Origin of the sequence: Nostoc sp. (assembly GCF_036916735.1) — a bacterium.
Classification (GTDB): domain Bacteria; phylum Cyanobacteriota; class Cyanobacteriia; order Cyanobacteriales; family Nostocaceae; genus Nostoc.
Genome location: NZ_JBALFV010000108.1, coordinates 33,061 through 53,416 on the forward strand (window position 1 = coordinate 33,061; position 20,356 = coordinate 53,416).

Here is a 20,356-nt window from a genome sequence, read left to right on the forward strand (position 1 = left end):
TTCTAACGTTGATTAACTGAGCTAGCTGAGTTTTGTGCTGCTGGTGGCAAATTAGCAGAAGTGGGTTGATAACTTATCCCCACTTCTTCAATTGGTGCGGGTGCTGCCATATCGGATGGTAAAAAGATCCGGGCGCTAACTGCCACGAGGGCAAAGACAAATACCAAAACGACAAGCAAGGGGGCGATGTACTGACGAAAAATAGCCATATTTTAATTGCAGGGAGAGCTATGAACTTTTATGAGAGCCTAGCTAAAGATTTGTGAAGTATTCTTGATTGATTTTAGCGATTTTCTGTGTATTGATAATGGAGAATGGGGCACAAAGCTTGAAGCAGATGGGAAAGAGCTAATTTTTTATCGTAAATTAAAGGGTTTAAGACCCCTAAGTCTACACTTAGCGCAAAGTCGGAGCCACTTTGCCTTTTGGCATTTTCAGTCGGGGTTTAAATCCCCGTCTGAAAATATCTTAAATTTTGAATTTTGAATTTTGAATACTTCGGCTACGCTCAGTACAAGTTTTGAATTTTGAATTGTTAATCTGCCCCCTACTCCCCCTGCTTCAGCACTATTGGCGATCGCGCTCTAAGTCATCAAGGACTCTCTCACAATACCAATTTTCCGGCATCCCAGGATAAGTCTCCTTTGCTTGTTCAATTAACCGTTCGGCAGCAGCAGTGTCACCGGATAATTTAGCGATTAACCTGTTTTTGAGATAACTATCAGATACACCATCGTCTACCTGATTTCGCATCCCTTCATTTATAGTTGATGGTCGGGACTGATCTCTCCGCAACTGCCAAAATAAAACGTAATAAAGTGTACCAAAAATTAAAATTAGGCTAAGTGTTCCGAAAAAAGTTAGGAGGTTAAATGCTAGAAATCCTAGAACTAACTGCGACAGAACATACCCAAGTAATAAACCAGTGAGTAAGAGAATAAATGTGCCGACAGCAATAACTACTTGATTCCCCATATATCCTCTTTTTAGTCGTCTAATCCTGGTCTGGATAATACTACCACTGGCTTTGGATTCCAAGGGGCAAAGAATGGCAATAATACTAATCCCGGCAAAGCAGCTATTGCTGTGAATAGAAAGAATGTAGACCAGCCGATGGTTTGTGCCCATGTACCTGCTGGAGCGGTGAGAATATCTCTACTAAAAGCTTGCAAACTCGAAAGTAAGGCGTACTGTGTAGCTGAAAAGCTTTGGTTACAAAGACTCATCAAAAATGCAACAAAAGCAGCTGTTTCTAAACCGGCACAGAATTGTTCTATATTAACGGCAGCTAACATTAGATAAAAGTTTTTACCTACTACTGCTAACGCAAAGAAAGCCAAGTTGCCGACAGCTTGCATAATGGCGAATATCCAAAGCGAGCGATTAACGCCAATTTTGGTCATGACTGCTCCTGCTGCCAAGGTGCCAACAATAGTGGCGAAAATTCCCAATGCACCAGGAAATGCGATATCGGTTTGAGTGAAATGTAACCCTTTATCTAACAAAAATGGGGTGGACACATTCTTCAGTAAAGAATCCCCCAACTTGTAGATTACAATGAATATCAGGATTAAAAGTCCTTGTAGCCAGCCATAACGCTGGAAAAATTCAAGAAAGGGTAATTTGACTGCGGCAGATAAAGTCTGAGGCGGGCGATCGCGTAAAACTGGTTCTGGTGCAAAAATAGAAGTTACCAGTCCTACGAGCATCAACAGCGACATCAATAAGTAAACAGCTTGCCAAGGAATTCTGTCTGCCAAAAATAAGGTGACATAACCGGTTACTAGAATGGCAATGCGATAACCCAATAAATAAATAGATGCTCCAGCACCTCTTTCTTCTACTTCCACTACATCAGTACGGTAAGCATCAACTAAAATGTCTTGGCTAGCGCTCAAAAAGGCAACGGTAACAGCAGCAATTATTAAAGGTTGTAACCCTTGGGATGGGTGTTGTAGAGCCATTGCAGCTATACTTAACAGTAATGCTACTTGTGTAATTACCAGCCAACCTCGACGCCGCCCCAAAAAAGGCGGTACAAATCTATCTAGTAAAGGCGACCAGAGAAATTTTAAAGAATAGGGCAGCTTTACTAAACTAAAAGCGGCGATCGCTGCCAAGCTAATTCCTTCTTTGGTCAACCAGGCTTGTAATGTCTGACTGGTTAAATACAACGGCAATCCTGATGAAAAGCCAAGAAATAACAAAGCTCCCATCTTCGGGCTGCCAAAAATTCGTAGCAGCGATTTATTTACTTGCACAATCTTGAAGATTCCTTTTTATTTAATTGAATTGCAGTTATCTTGCCATAACTGCTGTCAATTTGGTGTAAGCACACAAACCTGCTAAGATTTACTTTATTTAAGATACATATCAGCAATACTCTAACAGTGTGATTATTCCTTAATTTTCCTTAATGGAATAAACCTGATGTCCCCTTATTTCTACCCCGTGTTCAGCAAGGCATTTTTCCCAACCTTCACGCGTACCAATGTCGCTTTTTTGGTTCAGCAGCCCTAATTCCTGTTCTTGTTGGGTGAGTTTAGCAAATTCTTCGTAACCAGGGTAGTTGTTGGTAACAAATGTTTCCTTACGGTGCAAAATCGGCGGATTTGCTCTAGTTTTGTAGTCTCGATGAGTGACGAAGAGAGTTTTTAAATCAATACCGATACTGGCTTTTAACGCCGGATGGGGATCAGTGTCGAATTCGGGGTAAGACAGATAGGATATTTGCGGTTTATCAGTGTGATATTTGATTAATGTGGCTTCATCGACACGCCCAATGGTACGACTAGCGCAACCTTCACAAATTCGGAGTATAGGGTCAAGTGCAGCAAGTGCCGAAACATGGACGTAAAGCGCACCGCGTGTATGTTTACCAATTTTGCTTTTTTCGCAGGCAGTTTGAATTACCCCAGGTTTACCTAAGCTGAAAAGTTTTTGGTCGGCTACTTGACAAGCTTCCTCATAGCTACTAAAAAAGGCTTTGATATCGTGACGTATTTCTGGGGCTAGTTTTTGCCATGCAGGGCGTCGATCAAAGTGGGTGAGGGCGAGATAAACTTGGATATCGAGAGAACGACGGTAAGCGATCGCATCCCATTCTGCTTCGTCGGTAGCTTGTAAAACTACCCCAAAGGCGCGGCGAAAGTTACCAAATTCGCTTAATAACTCCTGTTCATTTTCCAATTCGCCTTTTACAGGCAGTCTACCGCGCTTGGTAAAAAAAGCCATGAGAGGTTGCAGTTGTTCTTGATAGTCTTCAAACCGCTTAACGGGGATGTGGACTCGCGGTGTAGAAGTGGTAGAAAAAAAGCGGATAGCTTTGTAACTTTCTTTTTCAGTTTCATCTCGAAAAACAAAGTAGACACCTAAAGCGATCGGTACTGCATCGACATTTAAGACTTCATCGATATAAGTTTTAAGTTCTTCTTGTTCGTAATATTTCTGAAAAGTATTGCGGCGTGTCACAATGCCATCATTGTAAGCAAGTTGGGTTTTGCTGGGAGCGTTAATTAAAATTTGAGCCGCGACAATTAAAACTTTCCCAGTAAGTTCCCAAGCTTGGATTAGGCTTTGACGACGTTCCTCTGAGTCTTCAATGACATTGAGGACATAACCCAAGTTAACCACATCGGCTGCGGTGCGTGGTACATCGGGATGGTAGTAAGGGTCCCAGCCTGCACTGGTGTAGCCTAAGTTTTTTACTCGCCAGACATCACCACCGTAGCCGCAACCGTAGTCAAAAAAAGTGGTGTCTTGATGTAGGATTGCCCATTCTATTGCCAATCGCACGGGGCGAGATAAATCAGTGCGAGCGATCGCAGCTCTATGACGCTCAATTTCTAGCGCTTCAGGCATAATATTAGTTGTCAGTTAACAGTGAACAGTTAACAATCAACTAATATCCTTTCAATTTTTAACCGCTAGTTCAATTAAATCTTCAATTTTCTTGATATTTGGATCGCCTGCTAAGTAACCAATACCGCGATGTAAGTGCAGACGGAATTGGGTGGCGAGGGTTTCTTTGTCGGTGGGATAGCCGTCATTGTGACAGCGTTGCTTGAGGACGAGGAGGAGTATATCGGACATTTCGCCGCCAAAGACGCGCCAAGTCATTTCGACGTTGCTATCCTGGGGAATTGGGACGGGGGAGGGTGCGGTTACTTCTGCTAGGGAACGACAAAATGCCCAACGACATAGGATATTCCATTGGTCAATTTTTGTGCTGCGTTTAAGTTTGGTAAGTTGGTCTTTGGCTGTTTGGGATAGGCGAATACGTTCGATTGGTGATTCCATAATCTTCCTAAAAATTGAAGTAGTTTTTGTTTATAAACCCAAATATATATGTCAGTTGATCCAAGAGGTAAATTATGGAAGATGAAAGAAAGTTTATTGAACGGCGAAAGTTGCTTAAGAGATATGCGGCTGGCGAGAGAGACTTTGCTGGGATTAGAATCAGTTCGTCCGGGTTGGATGGAGAAGATTTGCGAGAAATTGACTTGAGCGGAGCCGATTTGATAGGTGTTGATTTGAGTGGCTCCAACTTGAGCCATGCCAACTTGAGTGGAGCTAAAATGCTTTGTGTTAACCTCACTAATGCCAATCTCAGTTATGCGAATTTGCAAGGAGTTGACTTGAGTGGTGCTGATTGCATTGAGACTGACTTCTCCAATGCCAATCTCAACGATGCTATCTTGACTGCTGCTATATTTGATGGGGCTAACCTCTACAGGGCAGCGATTAGTGGTACTGCAAAATTCATCAAAACTGACTTCAGGGGAGCCAAAAATTTCCCTTTTGTCGGAGAAGGCGTTTTGGTATTTAAAACTTTTTGGGAGGACGGAAGTTTCTTCAAAGGACCTGATTGGATTGAGTGAAGTGGAAACCAAACGTCTATAGATAATACTAAAACTGGTCTTGTTCCTGCCTGTTCTCGACCCAGCACTGGATTAAGATTAACAAAATAAATTTGTCCTCTCTCGATGCTCACAGTTTTTCTAAACTATCCATTTCTGTAACACCAAATTCATTATTGATAGAGGTAATTTCTGTTTTGATATCTAAATCACTAGCTATTGCAGCTAATTGTTCATTCATATATTTCACATTAGTAAATTTATCTATAATTTGCTTCTTTTATTGCACTTTTATTGTGATAATTTTTAATATCCATTCTAATTATTCTAATGATAAAGTACGTAGGTCACGCTTTATTTTTAGTAAATGCGGTGATTTCATGATTACTTATCTACTTTTCAATGGTTGTTAAACATATTGTAAATATCTTTTTTAGACGATATCTACTACCAAAAATATTGATTTTTTATGACTGTTGTTTGACGGCTGGAGGAGTCGTATTTGAGTAGGTATTCACGAGCGATCGCTTCATTTTCTCTCAGTGTTTCAACTTCTTTCTTTCCTATCTCAGTATCCGTAGATAACAAAATTACTTGGTGACTGGCAGATGGAAAGTAACGTTCAACTAAGTTACTGCGGTGAGAGGAGTCTAGTCTACCTAGTGGCGTATCGATTGCTACTGGTAAGCGGTGTCCAGAGATTTTGGCTAAACCCCAGAGGAAGGCGATCGCTAGTAGTTGTTTTTCGCCAGCCGAGAGGCGATGTTTAGGGACTGGTTTACCATTGAAATCATACAAGTAAAGTCCAAAAGTATTGCTATCAATGGCAATGCGATGTACTAAATCTGATTTGTGGAGGAGATAAAGGAAGCAATTTTTAACTTCTTCCTCTAATTTATTGAGCTTTCTTAAGGTTAGTTTTTCCCGGAAAATCTTAAGCGTTTCTTGAACTTTAGCTGCTGAGGTAATAATATGATCTTTATTTTTACGCTCAAGATTTTCTACAGTATATTCTTGTAATTCTTTTTTGGTCTTTTCAAGGGCAGTTGCTAACTCAGCTAACTTCTGGCGAGTTATTTCATAATTTACTTTAGCTTCAGAAACTTGATTTTGTGCTTCTTCCACAGCTTCGCGCAGCTTTTTATAGGCTTCTGGTTCTGCTGCTGTTTGCACTTGTCTTGCTAAATTGATAATTTCTTCTTCTAAATTTTTGAGAATATTTAATTTTTCTTTTGCAGTATTTAAAGCATTTTGCAAATAATATCTGACATTATCCAATTGACTCAAGCTTTCCTCATCAGCTAATAACCAAGGTGATTCAGATTGAGAGTTGGCTGTATATAAACTATCAATATCTTTAGCTAAAAAAGAGTTAATTTTATCAATTTTTTCAGATGCGATCGCTAATTCACTTAGCCAGTTTAGTAAGCGTTTGTCTCGTTCAAGTAAAACATCTCTAGCTAACTGTACCTGTTGATAGCGAAATTCATTTGCTCCCTGTGCTTGTACTTGATTCAGTAAATTATAAATTAGCTTCAAAGGTAATACATCAGCTGCTAATTCACACATTGACTGCCGAATGTTTTCTGCTGCGGCAGTTTTCTCTTTTTGTTGTTGTTCTAGTTGATTGCGTTCAGCAGCGATTTTACCTCCTTCCGAAACGTATTTATCTAAAACTTCTCGCTGTATGGTTTCTAATTCTTCAAGTTGATTTTTAAAATGGGCTAATTTTTCTTCTTTAACTAGGTAATCTTCTTGCTGCTGCGTTAACCTTTTTTCAATTTCTTCTATATTAGCTAAATCTTTAGTATCAGCCATTTCTTTACGTTTGCGGTTAACTAAAATCTCCAAATCAACTGCTAAACGATCAGATAATTCTAGCCCTAAAAGTCCGCGAATAGCTTCAATTACAATTAGTGGTGGTGATTCCTGTTCTGCAAGGTTTCTTACTTGTTCACCATCAAAGAGAAATAAATTAGAAATTCCTAATGGTAATAGATTTTCTATATAGTCATCCCAGGTATTCACCAAAGATTCAACAGGCCAAGTATCATCATCGCCTAAAATTCCCAAATAATCTTTACCATCTTTAGGATTTTTTTCCCAAGTTCTGACAATCCGATATTTTACTGGTTTATCATCTTCAATGTGTTCAAAAACTAATTCAATCCGGGTTTTTTCGGCAGGGTTAGCTTTACTATTAACACATTGGTTCAAAAAATCGTTATAACTCAAATTCCCACGGGTAGAACATTGAGCGCGATGACCATAAAGAGCTAGGCGAATAGCATCCATCAGCGTAGTTTTTCCCCCGCCATTCATCCCACCTAAAAGGATAATTGGGCGCGGATTTTCATCTTTTCTTGGGTCAAGATTGATTACTTGTCTTCCAGAGTAAGGGCCAAAGTTTTGTAGTACAAGTTCAAGAAATATCATTGATATTTAAGAATAAAATATATGGCCAATGGAATTCATTCAACATTGTCCCGTTATTTTTATAGGGTGTGCATTGCCCACCCTACCATATTTTTTACTAGTCGAATTACAATCACGTTGTCATAATGTGCCTAGTTAAAATACTCATCACTTCTCCAGGGTTGGGACTAGGTAATAAAGGACTCCATTCATTAACTTGAGCAAAACCCAGCTTGTAAAGGGTGAAAATTGTGTTACTAACACCTGTTTTAAAACCATAAATTACTACTTTTACAGACTCTCTCCTTGGTGTTGTTTCTTGAGATTCGTTGGCACAAACAAGCGGCGAGGTGGTTGAAAAGGTATCTGCCAAAAAGCTTTTAGTCATTGGAACTCACATATTTTGCTAGAGATATTTATGTCCCGTATACGGGACATAAATATCTTACACCTTTTGTCGCTTATACGGGACATTTACTTGGTTAAAAGCCTTTGACACAATCAGAAGCATGGGAAAAGCAGGAAAAGCTCTGAAACAGGTATTAGAGACACATGGCATTAGCCAAAATAAGTTAGCAGTGACAATGGGAACTGGACGCTCAAATGTTAATCGCTGGGTAAATGAGATAATGGACCCTGTAGCTGAGGGGGTGCTAGAAATTCGGGATGCACTGAAGAAAATTAATCCAGCCGCAGCAGAAGAGTTTATCAGACTGTACTTGGCAGATGCTGACAAAGATGAACAGCAAACTTAAAGCTTCGTCTCTCTATTTTTAAATTTTATATTTGCCCAAGTGTTAGCATCATCAGCAGATTGTGTAGTATTGGTTACGTCAGCTTGTGCATTTGTGACGACAAAATCTGCTAAAGTTAGCTGCTTAACCTTTTCAATATCACCTTGTTCAACTGCTGTTTTCAAATCCCGTTTCAAATGAGCATTTTTCACTGCTTCATCTTTAGAACGCGAACTAGTAGTAAAACATTTTTCTAGTGTGTCATAGATTCCCACGCGCCGCGACATTTTACGAAATTGGCGTTCTGTATCTAACAATTTCGCCATGAGTTCCAAGTGCATTGCGTCACCTTCACAGATTTCTTCTAATACAGCCCATTCATCGCTACCTAATAAGCTAAGGTCAGCACCAGGACGGGGGTCTTGAAATTCTTCGCCAGTTACTTCTTGATAAATGCGGGGTAAGCTATCATCAAATTCGTGTCTTTCTTCTAGCCAAATGCGGCGAATTTCGCTCATCTCTTCTAAAGTAATTAGGGTGATATCGCGCATATTTTCTGGCGCTATTTGACGAATTTGTTTTTCAACTGTAAGCAATTTTCTTAACCAATCTTCCCGCGCTTCTTTAATAAATGGGCCAGGAATAGGTTCAATAGATGTCCCATCTTCTAAGTTACGTTCATAAAGTTGGACACCACCATTTCTACGTCTGAAATCTCTTTTATCACGGGTTTCTTCAGCATCCAATTCTTTACGGAAATCAAGTAAAGGTTGCATCCACTCTTTCTCTTCATCATTTTGAATCATCGCCGCCAGCGATTTATCTTGACTAACCAGTGTGCAAACCCAGCAACCAAAACGAGAGCTACCACAACTAGGGGTAGATGTATCGACAACTAAAGGACATTCATTATCAGCAGAAGCACCTCGATACATGGTAAATAAATCTTTATTGCTGTACCCCCAAGGGTTATCCCACTGCATAAGATAAATCCAGACTTCATCATTTTGCCAGTCTTCAATAGGGCTATAAACCAAAGAATTTGGCAAATTCATATTAGGACTGAGGCGATCGCGTACCCGTTGGGCTTCCAATTTTTTCATTCGGCTAGCACGTTTTGTGCTTTCAGCTTTGCGAGTCCCCAACACAACGATTGCTTCTCCGCTCGCTCGAATCACATCACGAATAAAGCGGTTAGAGGGATTAATTTTCAGGCGTTCTGTACACCAACGAAATTTTCCTCGCGGTGCTGGATAACCTTTACCAATCAAACCTACCCAAAATGTCTCTTTAAAATCTGGCTGTAGCAAATGGGGTGCAAATGGTAATCCTTGTGTTTCAGCTTCAGATTTCATCTGTTTTAGAGAATTGCGTACCCAAGCAGCAACGATTGGATTTTCTACCAGTGTGTCTGTGGTGATAACGTATATTGTTTTAGTCCGCTTTTCGGGTGGTAGTGCTGCGATCGCATTCCAGACTATTTGTAGTACGCATGAACTATCTTTACCCCCTGAGTAACCCACAACCCAAGGTATCTCATCTAAACAGTACAATTCTTGAATTTCAGTGGTAAGAACTTTGATATCTTCCACTAAATCTGCTACAGTACGCGTTTCCTGAACTTTATTTTCTGGTTGTTGTGCTGTAGCCATTTCTCTCCTCCCTATCTGAACAAGCATTTTCTTTAATTCTTTTATATGGGCGACCGATAAACGCCCTTCCCACCAAAATTTACTGGCACACAAACAAAGTCCGCCTACGCGGACTTTGTTTAGATTTTATCTGTATTATATATAACCGCTATAACTGAAAGTTGCAGTTATTTGTTGTTTGATGATCATCTTTTGAAAATAGCATTTTTTAATAATTTTTAAAAAGTAAACATTCGTATTTAATACTTTAGACAATGTAAACTGCTTTATATTCTTTAGTTTTTAAAAATTAACATGAAAGACTCTGATCCAACTGCTGATATCGCTAGAGAGTACCTGGAACGAGAAAACAAGGAAAAACAAGTACTAGCTTTACTCCTAGAGAAGTTTTTAGGGAAAAAAGATCAGATTCTCGTTCAAAAAACCGAGATGGGTGGTACTGAGGCTTATGTTAGCTCTGTTACACTGGAATGGTTTGCAGGTCGGGTTCACTTCGCCTCTGGCTTACCTCTGTTTCAGAAAAAGTACAATCCTGAGACTGAGAATGTTGAGATTGACGCAGATACTATTGATGAAATTCAGCAGCGTCCCCTTGATTGGTCACGTCAAGCGCCGTTAGTGCAGTATTTAGCAGCTCGACAAAATCACAAATTTCCGCCGGTATTGGTAGTAATTAATCAACCGTGGGTGGATAATCCCAAAGCTGCTGAATGGGATAGTGAAGGGCGCGCCACAAAGTCTACTACTGATTTTATACCTTTAGATAAAGACAGTAAAATAGGTCTGCTAAATATTTCTGAGGATGATGTAACTATTTATGCACTAGATGGTCAACACCGATTAATGGGGGTGCAGGGATTAATGGAGTTAATTAAAACTCGCAAACTCCAGCGCTATAAAAAAGATAAAGCTGCTGATGACAGTTTTATTACAGTCAATGATTTGATAGAAAAGTACCAAGTAGACCTTGCTTACTTGCAAAATTTACCCAAGGAAAAAATTGGTATTGAATTCATCTATGCGGTAGCGGCTGGGGAAACTCGCACTGAAGCGAGGCGGAGAGTGAGATCGATTTTTGTTCATGTTAATCTGATGGCTGCACCCTTGACTAAAGGTCAGCTAACACAGTTGAATGAAGATGATGGTTTTGCGATCGTTGCTAGAAAAATTGCAGTTACACATCCACTATTAAAACAACGACAAGAGCGCAATCCTCGTGTTAATTGGAATAGTGCAACAGTGGCTTCCAATTCTACAGTTTTAACAACTTTGCAAGCTCTGCAAGATATGTCTGAGCGATATTTGGGTCAAAAGTTTCCTCACTGGAAACCCTTGGAGAAAGGTTTAATTCCCATGCGTCCAGAGGATGAAGAACTTGAGCAGGGAATTGAGGAATTCAAAAAGCTATTTGATTCTTTAGCTGGTCTTCCCAGTTATAAGATTTTAGAACACGAGGATACACCAGCTTTACGGCGCTTCAGCTTTGAGAAAGATGGAGGTGAAGGAAATATGCTTTTTCGTCCAGTTGCTCAAGTTGCATTAGCGCAAGCTATCGGAATTTTGGTATTTAAAAAAGGTTTCTCTCTGTTCGATATTTTTAAGAAGCTGAGGAAGTTTGACCAGCAAAGTGGTTTTAGTGGTATGGAATATCCGCAATCTATTTGGTATGGGGTTTTGTATGACCCAAATAAAAAGCGAGTGCAGGTTGCTGGACGAGATTTAGCGGCAAAGTTACTGGTTTATATTCTGGGTGGAATTCAAGATCAGATGGAACGTGCTGAACTTCGTAAAGCTTTGGCAGATGCCAGAACTATGGAAGATAAAACTATAGGTTTTGATGGCAAGTTTGTTGAACCAAAAGCTGTAGGACTTCCACATATCCTGAACTAGCAGAGTTGGGTAGAGATTTTGCACTGTGGTTTTTACCGATGCTATAGTTCATAAGGGTTGCATATCATGTTTGCTAACATCTACTAATTTTTATTAGGTATTTATATGGCTCAACCAAATGAGGATGGTAGTAATAGCATTTCCCCTCAGATAAAAGCTCAGTTTAGCTCCTTTATTGAGCCATTCTTCTCACAATATCATCGCGATCGCTGCTATCCAGGACTTATTTTTAGGCAAGGAAAGCGCACAATGCTGCAAATTAATGTACCTGCGAGTGACTTTTCTGGTCTTCTGCAAGCCAAACCATCCACTGGGAATGATCCTGATTCTGGTAAAAATCGCCCAGAGGTTAAAGGTCATGCTGATGAAATTCAAAAATATATTGTTGAACGTTCCCGAAAAGGAAAACCTTGGATTGTCGGAACTCTGACTGCTAATGTAGCTCCAAAAGACATAACAATTCTTGAACTGGGTAGGGGCATTTGTCTGGTTGTTATTCGTCGTGGAGTCAAGTTAGATATAACGGATGGACAACATCGTAAACGTGCAATTCACGAATTAATAGAAAGTACTGAAAGCCACTTAATCAGTGATGATGATTTTGCAATTACTCTAGTTTTAGAGGGTGACTTTCAACAGTGTCAGGCAGATTTCAGAGACATGGCTCAAACCAAACAACTAGATAAATCATTGTTATTATCATTTGGTGAGTTCTCTGGTCGAGTTGGCATTACTAAAGAATTAATAAAACGAGTGCCAATGTTTCAGGGTAAGACAGAAAAGATTAAATCAAGTCCTGCAACAAAACAAAAGCTGATTTACACAACTAATTTTATAGCTAGGTTTGTAAGTTGCGTTTTTACTAATGATCCAAGTAATCAACTTCGAGATTATGATGTTTATCAAGCATCTGATGCTTTGGTTATTTGTCTTAATCGATTTTTTTCAGAATGCAGTAACACTGAGTATATTGCTGATACAAGTGTTGAAGAACTAACAACAGATGAAATAGCTGCATTTAAAGAAGACTGTATTTTAGGTGTAAGTGTGGGACTGGAAGTTTTAGGGCGTTTATTGCACTATATACACGAATCAGAAAACAATTCTTTTAATGAAGAAAAAGTTTTACAACTAGCACAACTAGATTGGTCAAGAGAAAACGAACTTTGGAAGGATAACGTAGTTAGAATAGATCCTAAACCTAAAAACCCAGATAAACCTTATAAGTTATCTACTGCTGCAAATGCTGTAACGGATGCAGTCAAGATAGCAAAAATCCGACTGGAATGGATATAAATCATTACTGATAAACAGCACTTAAAAATTAAGAGAGGAACTTGGTAAGATCAAATTCCTCGTCCTGTTGCTCTGTATTAGTTCGTTCATAATTGAGAAATAATAAAATTCGCTCTGAGTAATCTACTGAGCCACGCAATTCATTTTGTAATATCTCTAGTCCACCGTTAGCATATTCTTCAAAAATACTGTTGCGTTGTCTTTCATATTCTTCTTCATTGAGAGTTAGGGTTTTGATATCTTTAGTTTCATTAATTGCTAATAATTTTATTAAAATATCATTTCCTATTGAGGCAAAATACTCTATCCTGATTGGCGACGGTTCTCTTTTAGAAATCTCTCCCAAAGCCACCCGCTTTTTATGCTTTGCACCCAAAGCTGCTGCAAACACAATTACATCAGCAAAAGTATTAAAAGGCCCTGTTCCACCATCTGAAGATGTTAAATCCTTCACCAACTCAGCCTTATCTTTAGCAACCCTGATTCTGCCAGTTTCAGCCATTGTTTTAATATCTACATTGTTACTATTTTAACCAAAATCTCAAAGCGATCACACTTATAACGCATTAATTTATACTAGTATGTGGGCGATCGCTATTTAAATAGGAAACTGAACATTTTCATACATCAAAGATATCGGAAAGCGGAAAATCAACGCTGGTTAAATCAACCTCATCCCCTGCTTCATAAGGGTGTAACTTCCAGAGTCCTCTATCATTTAAGCGGAAGCAATCTAAACCAATTTTTTCAGCATCGATGAGGACGTATTCTTGCAAAGTCTGAATGCGACGATACCGCGTAAATTTTTTACCTCGGTCGTAAGCTTCCGTACTTGGGGACAGAACTTCAACAATTAAACAAGGATATTGGAGAAATTGAATAGCTTGTTTATCCCGTTCATTGCAACTCACCACAACATCGGGATAATGAAAAGACCCGTTTTCAGATACACCTACTTTCCCATCCGCCATATTCACACGACATCCACTTCCTCGCAGGTGACTTTTTAACACTGAAGCTAAGTTTAAAGCAATATCATTATGGGGAAGAGTACCCCCAGTCATGGCGAAAACTTAACCATCAATATATTCATATTTAATTTCTTGGCCTTGTTCCCATTCCAAATATTCGTAGGGAGACATATAATTTCTGTCTGGACTCGCAACCATAACCTGATTCCTTCTCAAAAATCACTTTTCTCAACTTTAACTAAATGGAAAATCGTAGACGCAAAGCGGTGAAGCCGCGCGGTCTTGGGGGTTTCCCCCATGAGCGACTGCTGAACCCGGAGGGCTTCCCGTTCGCGTAGCGTCTCTGAAGGAGAAGGATACCACAGAGGGACAGAGAACACGGAGGAATAAGAGTTTGAGAGGGATTTTACATCAGTTCTGTAAAAAACCTTTGCGCCTACTCTATGAGAATGCCTAACAGCGAATGCGCGAAATCATCAGATTCCTTGCAAAAGTCTTTCTCTGCGCCCGTGCGTAATAATTACCTATCCTGTTCAACTGCGATAATTTCAGTATATTCAAACTCGTTCGGACTTTGTTTCACTAAAGGATATCTTTCTCCACCCAACTCAATATAATCTTGTTCGCAATCTGGTTTAGATGAGTAATACGTAAGCACATATTCTCTACCAATTCTATTTGTCATTTCTGCTTCTACTTCACCCCGCCACTGAGTCTTAGTAACTAAAACTATCAACTGATTCGCTAATTGGGGAATTGTTTTGGCAATGTGTCGCCGCGAATTTTCATCCAAACTACCAAACGGTGAATCCATCACAATTGGGAAAGTGCTACTATCGGGAATCATCATCATTTTTCGTTTCTCACTCCATTCCCGTACTTTGTCTATGATGCTGGCAATAAAGGATAAACTGAGAATTTGATTCTCACCCGTGGATGCTGCAACTGGTGCTTCTATCCCTGTAGTATTTTCTACTAACGTCAGTTCATATTTTTCACTAATTTTAGGAATGTATGGAGTAACAGAAATCTCCATGAATATTTCTTGTACTCGCTTTTCTAGTTGCAGGCGAAATTGTTGTTCTTGACGATTTCTAACTTCCGTTAACCGTTCGATTGAATCTTGAGTGGCATTAATTCGTCTCTGTGCTAAAGTCTGCTTATCTTCATTCAGCTTTTGTTTAGCGATTTGCTTGTTTAAACCTTCAATTTCAGTTTTGAGTTGAGCAATTTGCTGCTGATTTGCACCTTGTTCTCGATTTAATTCATCAATTTTACTTTCAATTTCATCTAAACGTTTTTGTAAACTGCTAATTTCTTCATTAGCATCTTTTCGTAACCGTTCTTGAATATTGTCTAAATCTCCTTCAATTTGAGATATGCTTTGCCTTAACTGATTAATCCTAGTTTGTTCTCTATCAACTTCTTCCCAAAATCGTATCGCTTGCTTATCAATTTCATCTACTTGTGCGCTCATCCGAATTGCAGTTTCTTCCACCGCCGAAGAACTTGCTTTGTTTAACCACGTACTCACATGAGTATGAGAATGATTACCCTCGTGTAATTCTGCGCCACAAATACAGCGTTGAGAATTTAGTAAATCATTCACAAATTCTCTTGAAATTCCTGATGTTAACTCGCCGCGTTGCTTAAAATCATTGATAATTTCTCGGAACTGTGCTGTAGTTTCTGAGAGTAAAACTGTATAACCCCGTGCAGAAATAACTTTTTTGAGCGCGTCTTTCGTTTTTTTATATTCTTCTTGATTCGCTATTTTCTGCGATTCTAAATCCTGCCATCTTTCTTGCAATTCTTTAGCAGCACTCAGTTCTCGTAAACGGTTACTTGTCTCTTTTTTAAAAGTTTGTTGATATTCTAACTCTTCTTTTATTTCAGTTTGTCGTTTGGTAATGCGTTCGCGCTCACGTTCTATCTTTTCTTGCTGTCGTAATAGTTGTTTGATTTGCGAGTTACCAATAGCCTGTAACTCATTTTCTAAAGTTTTTTTAGCATCTCCCAAATGTCTGATAGAACGGTTGATTACTTCCACACCCAAGAAAATTTTTGTAGCTTCAGCAATTTCAGCTTTTTTATCAGAACGGACTATTTCTTCAATTCGTTCGCCGTCAAAGAAAAAATATTGATGTAAAGTAGCGGGTAAAATTTGATTAATTATATCGTCCGGTTGCTGAATTGGTATATTCCATTTACCATCGTCGCCACCAACCCACATGGTTAATTGAGTTTTACCAGTGTCAAAATCACCTTCGTTTTTATAACCCCGACAGGCGCGTTTAACTCGATAGCGTTTACCTTCATGTTCCCAGCCAATCTCTACCCAACATTCTACAGCTTGACCTTTTTGAGCTTCTGCGATCGCCCGCTTATTTACCAACTGCTCTATCGATGCAAAGGCTGCACTAAATTTCTCATATAATACCCAAGTAAAGGCATTCAGTAAACTAGTTTTTCCAGAGCCATTATTGCCATGAATAATCGTTGTGTTATGAACATCTCCACCTGCTAAAAGCATCTCTGGTGTCGTACCATAAAAGGAGCGAAAGTTGCATAGCTTGATTGAAGTCAGCTTCATCGCACCTCTTCCTTAATTATGTCCAAAATATTATCATTTATATGGCTGTTAATCTTTTTATCTAGCCTGCCTTTTTCTAGCTTCCATACCCGCTCAATAATTCGCCGTACTTCTGGCGGAGCCTTGGTTATTGGTTCCTGCACATCATCGATATTCGCCTCTTGTGACATCTTCAGTTTGGAAATATAGTTTTTCTATATTTTAACTTCCTTTAGTAGTGCATTTACCTCCGTAAAGCCACTGTTAGCGTTATCTTTTATTTTGCAAAAACTATTTTTTCACATTTATAATTTTCTTGAAAAAAGACTTTATTATTGAATTGTCTTCTGGTATTATTAATATTAACAATATAGATCATAATGGGATGTAAGTAAAATTTTTAAATGCATTTAAATCCGATTATAATAAAACTCATAATTTTATTATCTCATATTTAATACTTATTTTTTAAAAACTTGAAAAATTTTACAAAATAATACAACTATATAGTTGATCATCAAATATCTAATAAACCATATCGCTTTTGTAAATCAAGTAACTTCATTCTTGCTTCCCCTGCGTTATCAGCTAAATCAGCGAACTCTACAAAGCGACGCAATTCCTTTTTCAAAAGATTACGCTCAACTTCTATAGTTTCTCTATCTAAATCTGGTGGTAAAACAATCATGTCAAATATTGTTGCGCGTTCTTTAGCCGGATGAGGACGTAAAACTCGCCCCCGTCGCTGAATAAATTGGCGGGGATTACCAGAACTTGATAAAATCACTGCCGTTTGAATTGCCGGAATATCGACACCTTCATCTAAACAACGAATTGCCACCAAACCTTGCAATTCCCCACTTTCAAATTGATGCCGTAAAATTTCCCTTTCTTGTAAAGTTGTTTGTGCTGTATAGGTACTTACCTTATACCCTAAATCCACTCCGAGAATTTTAGCAACAGCTTTAAGTTGGCGTAACGATGAACGTTGTCCCGCGTCTTGGGAACCATCACCACAATAAAAAAGTGTGTGAGTAGTTTCGCGGCGATCACTCATTAAATCTTGCAAAGCGGTTAGTTTATTTTCCGCCGCACCAATTAACCTTGCTCTTTGCATCAATAATGGCTTTAAATCTTCATTGTTTTCAAATCCTGCTTGTCCATTTTCTCGTTCTCTATATAGTAGCGATCGCCCAATTCTTTTAGTTAGCTTCAAATAAGCAATACTTTCTGCCTCGGTTAATTCCACTAACACCGGATAATAGAGATAATGTACCAAAGCACCTTGAGCGATCGCATCCCTCAAAGTAAATTCTGGTTGGAGAACTGGACCAAAATAATCAAATAAAGATTGCGTACCAAAATCATCAAAATACCTCTCCGGTGTGGCAGATAAAGCCAGTCTCAACCCAACACTGCGCGGCAAACTTTCTTCTAACTTGGGTGCGCCTAAATTATGCGCCTCATCCCCAATAATTAAAGTTTTGGCGGGAAAATATTTGAGTTGAGACCCAAACCCATCTCCAATTAAAGTAGAGTTGGTAGTAATCACAGTGACAAACTGTTGAGAACCAGAACGCAGATTATAAATTTGGGTGGAAAGTTGACTTTGCCAAGTGCGTAAATTCTCAAAAGCTAAAATAGGTTGCAAATTAAATTTTTCACATTCTCGCGCCCATTGAGTAACGAGATGACGATAAGGACACACTACCAGCAGAACTTGTAAATTAATCTGTTGGTAGAGTTCACAGGTGATCGCTAGTGCGGTAATAGTTTTACCGCTACCAGTAGCCATTTTCAGCGTCCCTCTGCCATTGTTGGTAAACCAGCTAGCGATCGCTTGGCGCTGATATTGCCGCAATTGCAGAGATATAGGCATTCTTGGGCATCCTGGTAATGGTTGCAAAGTGTAATAACTGCCCTTACTTTCCCTTGCAATTGGTAATTTCAACCGGAAAGTGGGCAGTTGCTGCACTGGATTTTTCGTCAGGTACATAGTGAAAGTTAGGAGTTAAGAGTTAGGAGTTAGGAGTTAGGAGTTAGGAGTTGGGAGTTAGGAGTTAGTAATTTAAAACTCATCACTGATCACTCATAACTCATCACTTTCTTACTACTCAGTTGTAACCGCGCCAAACACCAATGAGAGAACCTTGCACCTGCACTTGTTGAGCCATGACTTCAATGGGATTGTATTTAGGATTTGCTGGTTTGAGGGTAACGCGATCGCCTTGGCGATAAAAACGTTTTAATGTTGTACCAAATCCATCGACTCTGGCGGCGACGATAGTACCATTTTTTAAATGATTTGGTTCAGCTACTGGACGCAGAAATACCACATCGCCATCAGTAATTAAATCTTCAATCATGCTATCGCCAGCTACCCGCAAAGCGTAAGTTTGGGCAGGTAAATCGAAATTAGAAAAGTCTAAATGATCTACAGCATCAGTAAACGGTTCTATTAAACCACCAGCAGCGATCGTGCCCAAAATTGGTACACCTTGCTTCACAGGACGCAAAATCCGAATCGTTCGCGCTTGGCCTTCAGTCCATTCTATATATCCTTTAGTCCGTAAATGTTCTAAACGACTTTGAATTGGTGCTGGTGACTTCAAGTTCATCGCTTGCATCATTTGCCGAATAGAAGGCGAATGCTGGTGCGATCGGATGTATTCTGCCAACCATTCGTAAAGTTCTTGTTGAGCTTCTGTTAGACGTTCCATAAACAAAACGGGAAGTAATTATAAATGTCTCTAGAACATTAGTACTACAAAAAACTCCCCATAACAAGAGAAAAGTAAAAATATGAAAGGTAAAAGTAAGAATATTCTTTTTTCTTTTATCCTTTTATTTTGGATTTTTTATCAGCAAGTAGTCAGGAGCCAATCGCACACTCGCTATTTTGACTCCTGTACAGACGCGATTAATCGCGTCTGTACTTTTAACTGCTAACTCTTTTCATTTTGCCCCTAAGACACTAGCAAGTAAAGCTTTTTGGGCATGCAAGCGATTTTCTGCCTGTTCCCAAACTCGTGATTGAGAACCTTCAATAACAGCTTCGGTAATTTCTTCACCACGATGGGCAGGTAAGCAATGTAAAACAATTGCCTGTGGATCGGCAAGACTTAATAGCTGCTCTGAAATTTGATAAGGCTGGAAAATTGGCATTCGGTTATCTGCTTCTGCTTCTTGTCCCATACTCGCCCAAACATCAGTATAAAGTACAGCAGAACCCTTAGCTGCTAATTTTGGATCGTGAGTGACGAGAACTTCCGTTTGGTTATTCGCAATCGCTCTTGCTTGTTCTACAATTCTAGAATTTGGTTCATAGCCGCTAGGTGTAGCAATTCTAACATTCATTCCCACCAAAGCACAGCCCAACATCAGAGAATTAGCCATATTATTCCCATCACCTACGTAGGTCAAAGTTAACCCAGCAAGGCTGTTAAAGCTTTCTTGAATCGTCAATAAATCAGCTAATACCTGACAAGGATGTTCTGTATCGGTAAGCGCATTAATTACCGGAATCTTAGCGTAGTGAGCAAAAGTTTCTAAATCTTCCTGTGCAAAAGTGCGGATTGCCAAAATATCCAGATATCGGTCTAACACCCGCGCCGTATCTTCTAAAGGTTCACCGCGACTAACTTGAGTAACATTAGGGTTGAGATCGATTACCTGTCCACCCAATTGGTACATCGCCACAGTAAAACTTACCCGTGTACGAGTTGAAGCTTTGGAGAACAACAACCCCAAAACTTTATTACACTGCAACTGCAACTGTTGTGATTTAAGTTGAGTTGCCAATTGCAGGAGTTCTTGAAGTTCCATAGAACTGATGTCCGCTAGACTTAATAAATCTCGTCCGAGCAATGCTGCCATGCTTGTAATCTGTAAAAAATAATTATATATTTCTGTCCCTTTATTCAGCTGTGTTAAAAAAATACAGTTTTAGCTATAACCGACAGAAGAC

At 39.3% G+C, this 20,356-nt stretch carries 18 protein-coding genes and 2 pseudogenes; 4 read left to right on the forward strand and 16 right to left on the reverse strand.

Translation table 11 applies throughout. The features are described 5' to 3' along the window. Window positions 1-2 precede the first annotated feature (2 nt). The 5 genes from V7L20_RS26425 to dndE form a co-directional block, all read right to left on the reverse strand. A complete protein-coding gene (locus V7L20_RS26425; protein WP_334746924.1) occupies window positions 3-209 on the reverse strand; it encodes a hypothetical protein in 207 nt (68 codons plus the stop codon). Window positions 210-567: 358 nt separating this feature from the next. After that, on the reverse strand, window positions 568-975 hold the full coding sequence (locus tag V7L20_RS26430) for an ABC transporter permease (RefSeq protein WP_334746925.1): 408 nt from the start codon (window positions 973-975) through the stop codon (window positions 568-570). An 11-nt stretch (window positions 976-986) separates the two neighbouring features. Beyond that, window positions 987-2,261 (reverse strand): AmpG family muropeptide MFS transporter, encoded by a 1,275-nt coding sequence (locus tag V7L20_RS26435; protein ID WP_334746926.1) that lies wholly within the window; start codon window positions 2,259-2,261, stop codon window positions 987-989. A 142-nt stretch (window positions 2,262-2,403) separates the two neighbouring features. Beyond that, window positions 2,404-3,861 (reverse strand): DNA phosphorothioation-associated putative methyltransferase, encoded by a 1,458-nt coding sequence (locus tag V7L20_RS26440; protein ID WP_334746927.1) that lies wholly within the window; start codon window positions 3,859-3,861, stop codon window positions 2,404-2,406. 51 nt (window positions 3,862-3,912) lie between these two features. Beyond that, a complete protein-coding gene (gene dndE / locus V7L20_RS26445; RefSeq protein ID WP_334746928.1) occupies window positions 3,913-4,299 on the reverse strand; it encodes a DNA sulfur modification protein DndE in 387 nt (128 codons plus the stop codon). Between the two features lie 74 nt (window positions 4,300-4,373). On the opposite strand from dndE, the gene V7L20_RS26450 reads away from it, so the two are divergent. Further along, entirely contained in the window at window positions 4,374-4,880 is a 507-nt protein-coding gene (locus V7L20_RS26450; RefSeq protein ID WP_334746929.1) for a pentapeptide repeat-containing protein, read from the forward strand. 23 nt (window positions 4,881-4,903) lie between these two features. Here V7L20_RS26450 and V7L20_RS26455 read toward each other — a convergent pair. The 3 genes and pseudogenes from V7L20_RS26455 to V7L20_RS26465 all read right to left on the reverse strand — a co-directional run. Next, a pseudogene (locus V7L20_RS26455) lies at window positions 4,904-4,993 on the reverse strand (type II toxin-antitoxin system PemK/MazF family toxin); the annotation flags it as partial. 313 nt (window positions 4,994-5,306) lie between these two features. Continuing rightward, on the reverse strand, window positions 5,307-7,295 hold the full coding sequence (dndD, locus tag V7L20_RS26460; RefSeq protein WP_334746930.1) for a DNA sulfur modification protein DndD: 1,989 nt from the start codon (window positions 7,293-7,295) through the stop codon (window positions 5,307-5,309). 112 nt (window positions 7,296-7,407) lie between these two features. Beyond that, window positions 7,408-7,662, reverse strand: a complete 255-nt coding sequence (locus V7L20_RS26465) for a hypothetical protein (protein WP_334746931.1) — start codon at window positions 7,660-7,662, stop codon at window positions 7,408-7,410. A 121-nt stretch (window positions 7,663-7,783) separates the two neighbouring features. Between V7L20_RS26465 and V7L20_RS26470 the strand changes: the two genes are divergently transcribed. Next, window positions 7,784-8,029: a helix-turn-helix domain-containing protein gene (locus V7L20_RS26470; RefSeq protein WP_334746932.1), complete on the forward strand. Its 246-nt coding sequence runs from the start codon at window positions 7,784-7,786 to the stop codon at window positions 8,027-8,029. Here the strand turns inward: V7L20_RS26470 and dndC are convergent. Then, window positions 8,026-9,660 (reverse strand): DNA phosphorothioation system sulfurtransferase DndC, encoded by a 1,635-nt coding sequence (gene dndC, locus V7L20_RS26475; RefSeq protein WP_334746933.1) that lies wholly within the window; start codon window positions 9,658-9,660, stop codon window positions 8,026-8,028. The genes V7L20_RS26470 and dndC overlap by 4 nt on opposite strands. A 294-nt stretch (window positions 9,661-9,954) precedes the next feature. Here dndC and V7L20_RS26480 point away from each other — a divergent pair, with 294 nt between their 5' ends. Next, window positions 9,955-11,550 carry a DGQHR domain-containing protein gene (locus V7L20_RS26480; RefSeq protein ID WP_334746934.1) on the forward strand — a complete coding sequence of 532 codons (1,596 nt, stop codon included), beginning with the start codon at window positions 9,955-9,957 and terminating at the stop codon, window positions 11,548-11,550. A gap of 105 nt (window positions 11,551-11,655) precedes the next feature. Then, on the forward strand, window positions 11,656-12,846 hold the full coding sequence (locus V7L20_RS26485; RefSeq protein ID WP_334746935.1) for a DNA sulfur modification protein DndB: 1,191 nt from the start codon (window positions 11,656-11,658) through the stop codon (window positions 12,844-12,846). Between the two features lie 28 nt (window positions 12,847-12,874). Here the strand turns inward: V7L20_RS26485 and V7L20_RS26490 are convergent, their stop codons facing one another. The 7 genes and pseudogenes from V7L20_RS26490 to argF form a co-directional block, all read right to left on the reverse strand. After that, window positions 12,875-13,348 (reverse strand): DNA phosphorothioation-associated protein 4, encoded by a 474-nt coding sequence (locus V7L20_RS26490; RefSeq protein WP_334746936.1) that lies wholly within the window; start codon window positions 13,346-13,348, stop codon window positions 12,875-12,877. 96 nt (window positions 13,349-13,444) lie between these two features. Next, window positions 13,445-14,015: pseudogene (locus tag V7L20_RS26495) on the reverse strand (Uma2 family endonuclease). 322 nt (window positions 14,016-14,337) lie between these two features. Beyond that, window positions 14,338-16,410, reverse strand: coding sequence for an AAA family ATPase (locus V7L20_RS26500; RefSeq protein WP_334746937.1), 2,073 nt, complete (start codon window positions 16,408-16,410; stop codon window positions 14,338-14,340). After that, window positions 16,407-16,580, reverse strand: a complete 174-nt coding sequence (locus V7L20_RS26505; protein WP_334746938.1) for a hypothetical protein — start codon at window positions 16,578-16,580, stop codon at window positions 16,407-16,409. Before V7L20_RS26505 ends, V7L20_RS26500 begins: the two co-directional genes overlap by 4 nt. A 326-nt stretch (window positions 16,581-16,906) precedes the next feature. Next, window positions 16,907-18,385, reverse strand: a complete 1,479-nt coding sequence (locus V7L20_RS26510; protein ID WP_334746939.1) for a DNA phosphorothioation system restriction enzyme — start codon at window positions 18,383-18,385, stop codon at window positions 16,907-16,909. A gap of 118 nt (window positions 18,386-18,503) precedes the next feature. After that, a complete protein-coding gene (gene lexA, locus V7L20_RS26515) occupies window positions 18,504-19,109 on the reverse strand; it encodes a transcriptional repressor LexA (RefSeq protein ID WP_334746940.1) in 606 nt (201 codons plus the stop codon). 235 nt (window positions 19,110-19,344) lie between these two features. After that, window positions 19,345-20,265, reverse strand: a complete 921-nt coding sequence (gene argF / locus V7L20_RS26520; protein WP_334746941.1) for an ornithine carbamoyltransferase — start codon at window positions 20,263-20,265, stop codon at window positions 19,345-19,347. Between the last annotated feature and the right edge of the window lie 91 nt (window positions 20,266-20,356).

Coding starts and splice junctions, on each gene's coding strand:
- V7L20_RS26425 (WP_334746924.1), bottom strand. CDS start 209: ATGGCTATTTTTCGTCAGTACATCGCCCCCTTGCTTGTCGTTTTGGTA.
- V7L20_RS26430 (WP_334746925.1), bottom strand. CDS start 975: ATGGGGAATCAAGTAGTTATTGCTGTCGGCACATTTATTCTCTTACTC.
- V7L20_RS26440 (WP_334746927.1), bottom strand. CDS start 3,861: ATGCCTGAAGCGCTAGAAATTGAGCGTCATAGAGCTGCGATCGCTCGC.
- dndE (WP_334746928.1), bottom strand. CDS start 4,299: ATGGAATCACCAATCGAACGTATTCGCCTATCCCAAACAGCCAAAGAC.
- V7L20_RS26450 (WP_334746929.1), top strand. CDS start 4,374: ATGGAAGATGAAAGAAAGTTTATTGAACGGCGAAAGTTGCTTAAGAGA.
- dndD (WP_334746930.1), bottom strand. CDS start 7,295: ATGATATTTCTTGAACTTGTACTACAAAACTTTGGCCCTTACTCTGGA.
- V7L20_RS26465 (WP_334746931.1), bottom strand. CDS start 7,662: ATGACTAAAAGCTTTTTGGCAGATACCTTTTCAACCACCTCGCCGCTT.
- V7L20_RS26470 (WP_334746932.1), top strand. CDS start 7,784: ATGGGAAAAGCAGGAAAAGCTCTGAAACAGGTATTAGAGACACATGGC.
- dndC (WP_334746933.1), bottom strand. CDS start 9,660: ATGGCTACAGCACAACAACCAGAAAATAAAGTTCAGGAAACGCGTACT.
- V7L20_RS26480 (WP_334746934.1), top strand. CDS start 9,955: ATGAAAGACTCTGATCCAACTGCTGATATCGCTAGAGAGTACCTGGAA.
- V7L20_RS26485 (WP_334746935.1), top strand. CDS start 11,656: ATGGCTCAACCAAATGAGGATGGTAGTAATAGCATTTCCCCTCAGATA.
- V7L20_RS26490 (WP_334746936.1), bottom strand. CDS start 13,348: ATGGCTGAAACTGGCAGAATCAGGGTTGCTAAAGATAAGGCTGAGTTG.
- V7L20_RS26500 (WP_334746937.1), bottom strand. CDS start 16,410: ATGAAGCTGACTTCAATCAAGCTATGCAACTTTCGCTCCTTTTATGGT.
- V7L20_RS26505 (WP_334746938.1), bottom strand. CDS start 16,580: ATGTCACAAGAGGCGAATATCGATGATGTGCAGGAACCAATAACCAAG.
- V7L20_RS26510 (WP_334746939.1), bottom strand. CDS start 18,385: ATGTACCTGACGAAAAATCCAGTGCAGCAACTGCCCACTTTCCGGTTG.
- lexA (WP_334746940.1), bottom strand. CDS start 19,109: ATGGAACGTCTAACAGAAGCTCAACAAGAACTTTACGAATGGTTGGCA.
- argF (WP_334746941.1), bottom strand. CDS start 20,265: ATGGCAGCATTGCTCGGACGAGATTTATTAAGTCTAGCGGACATCAGT.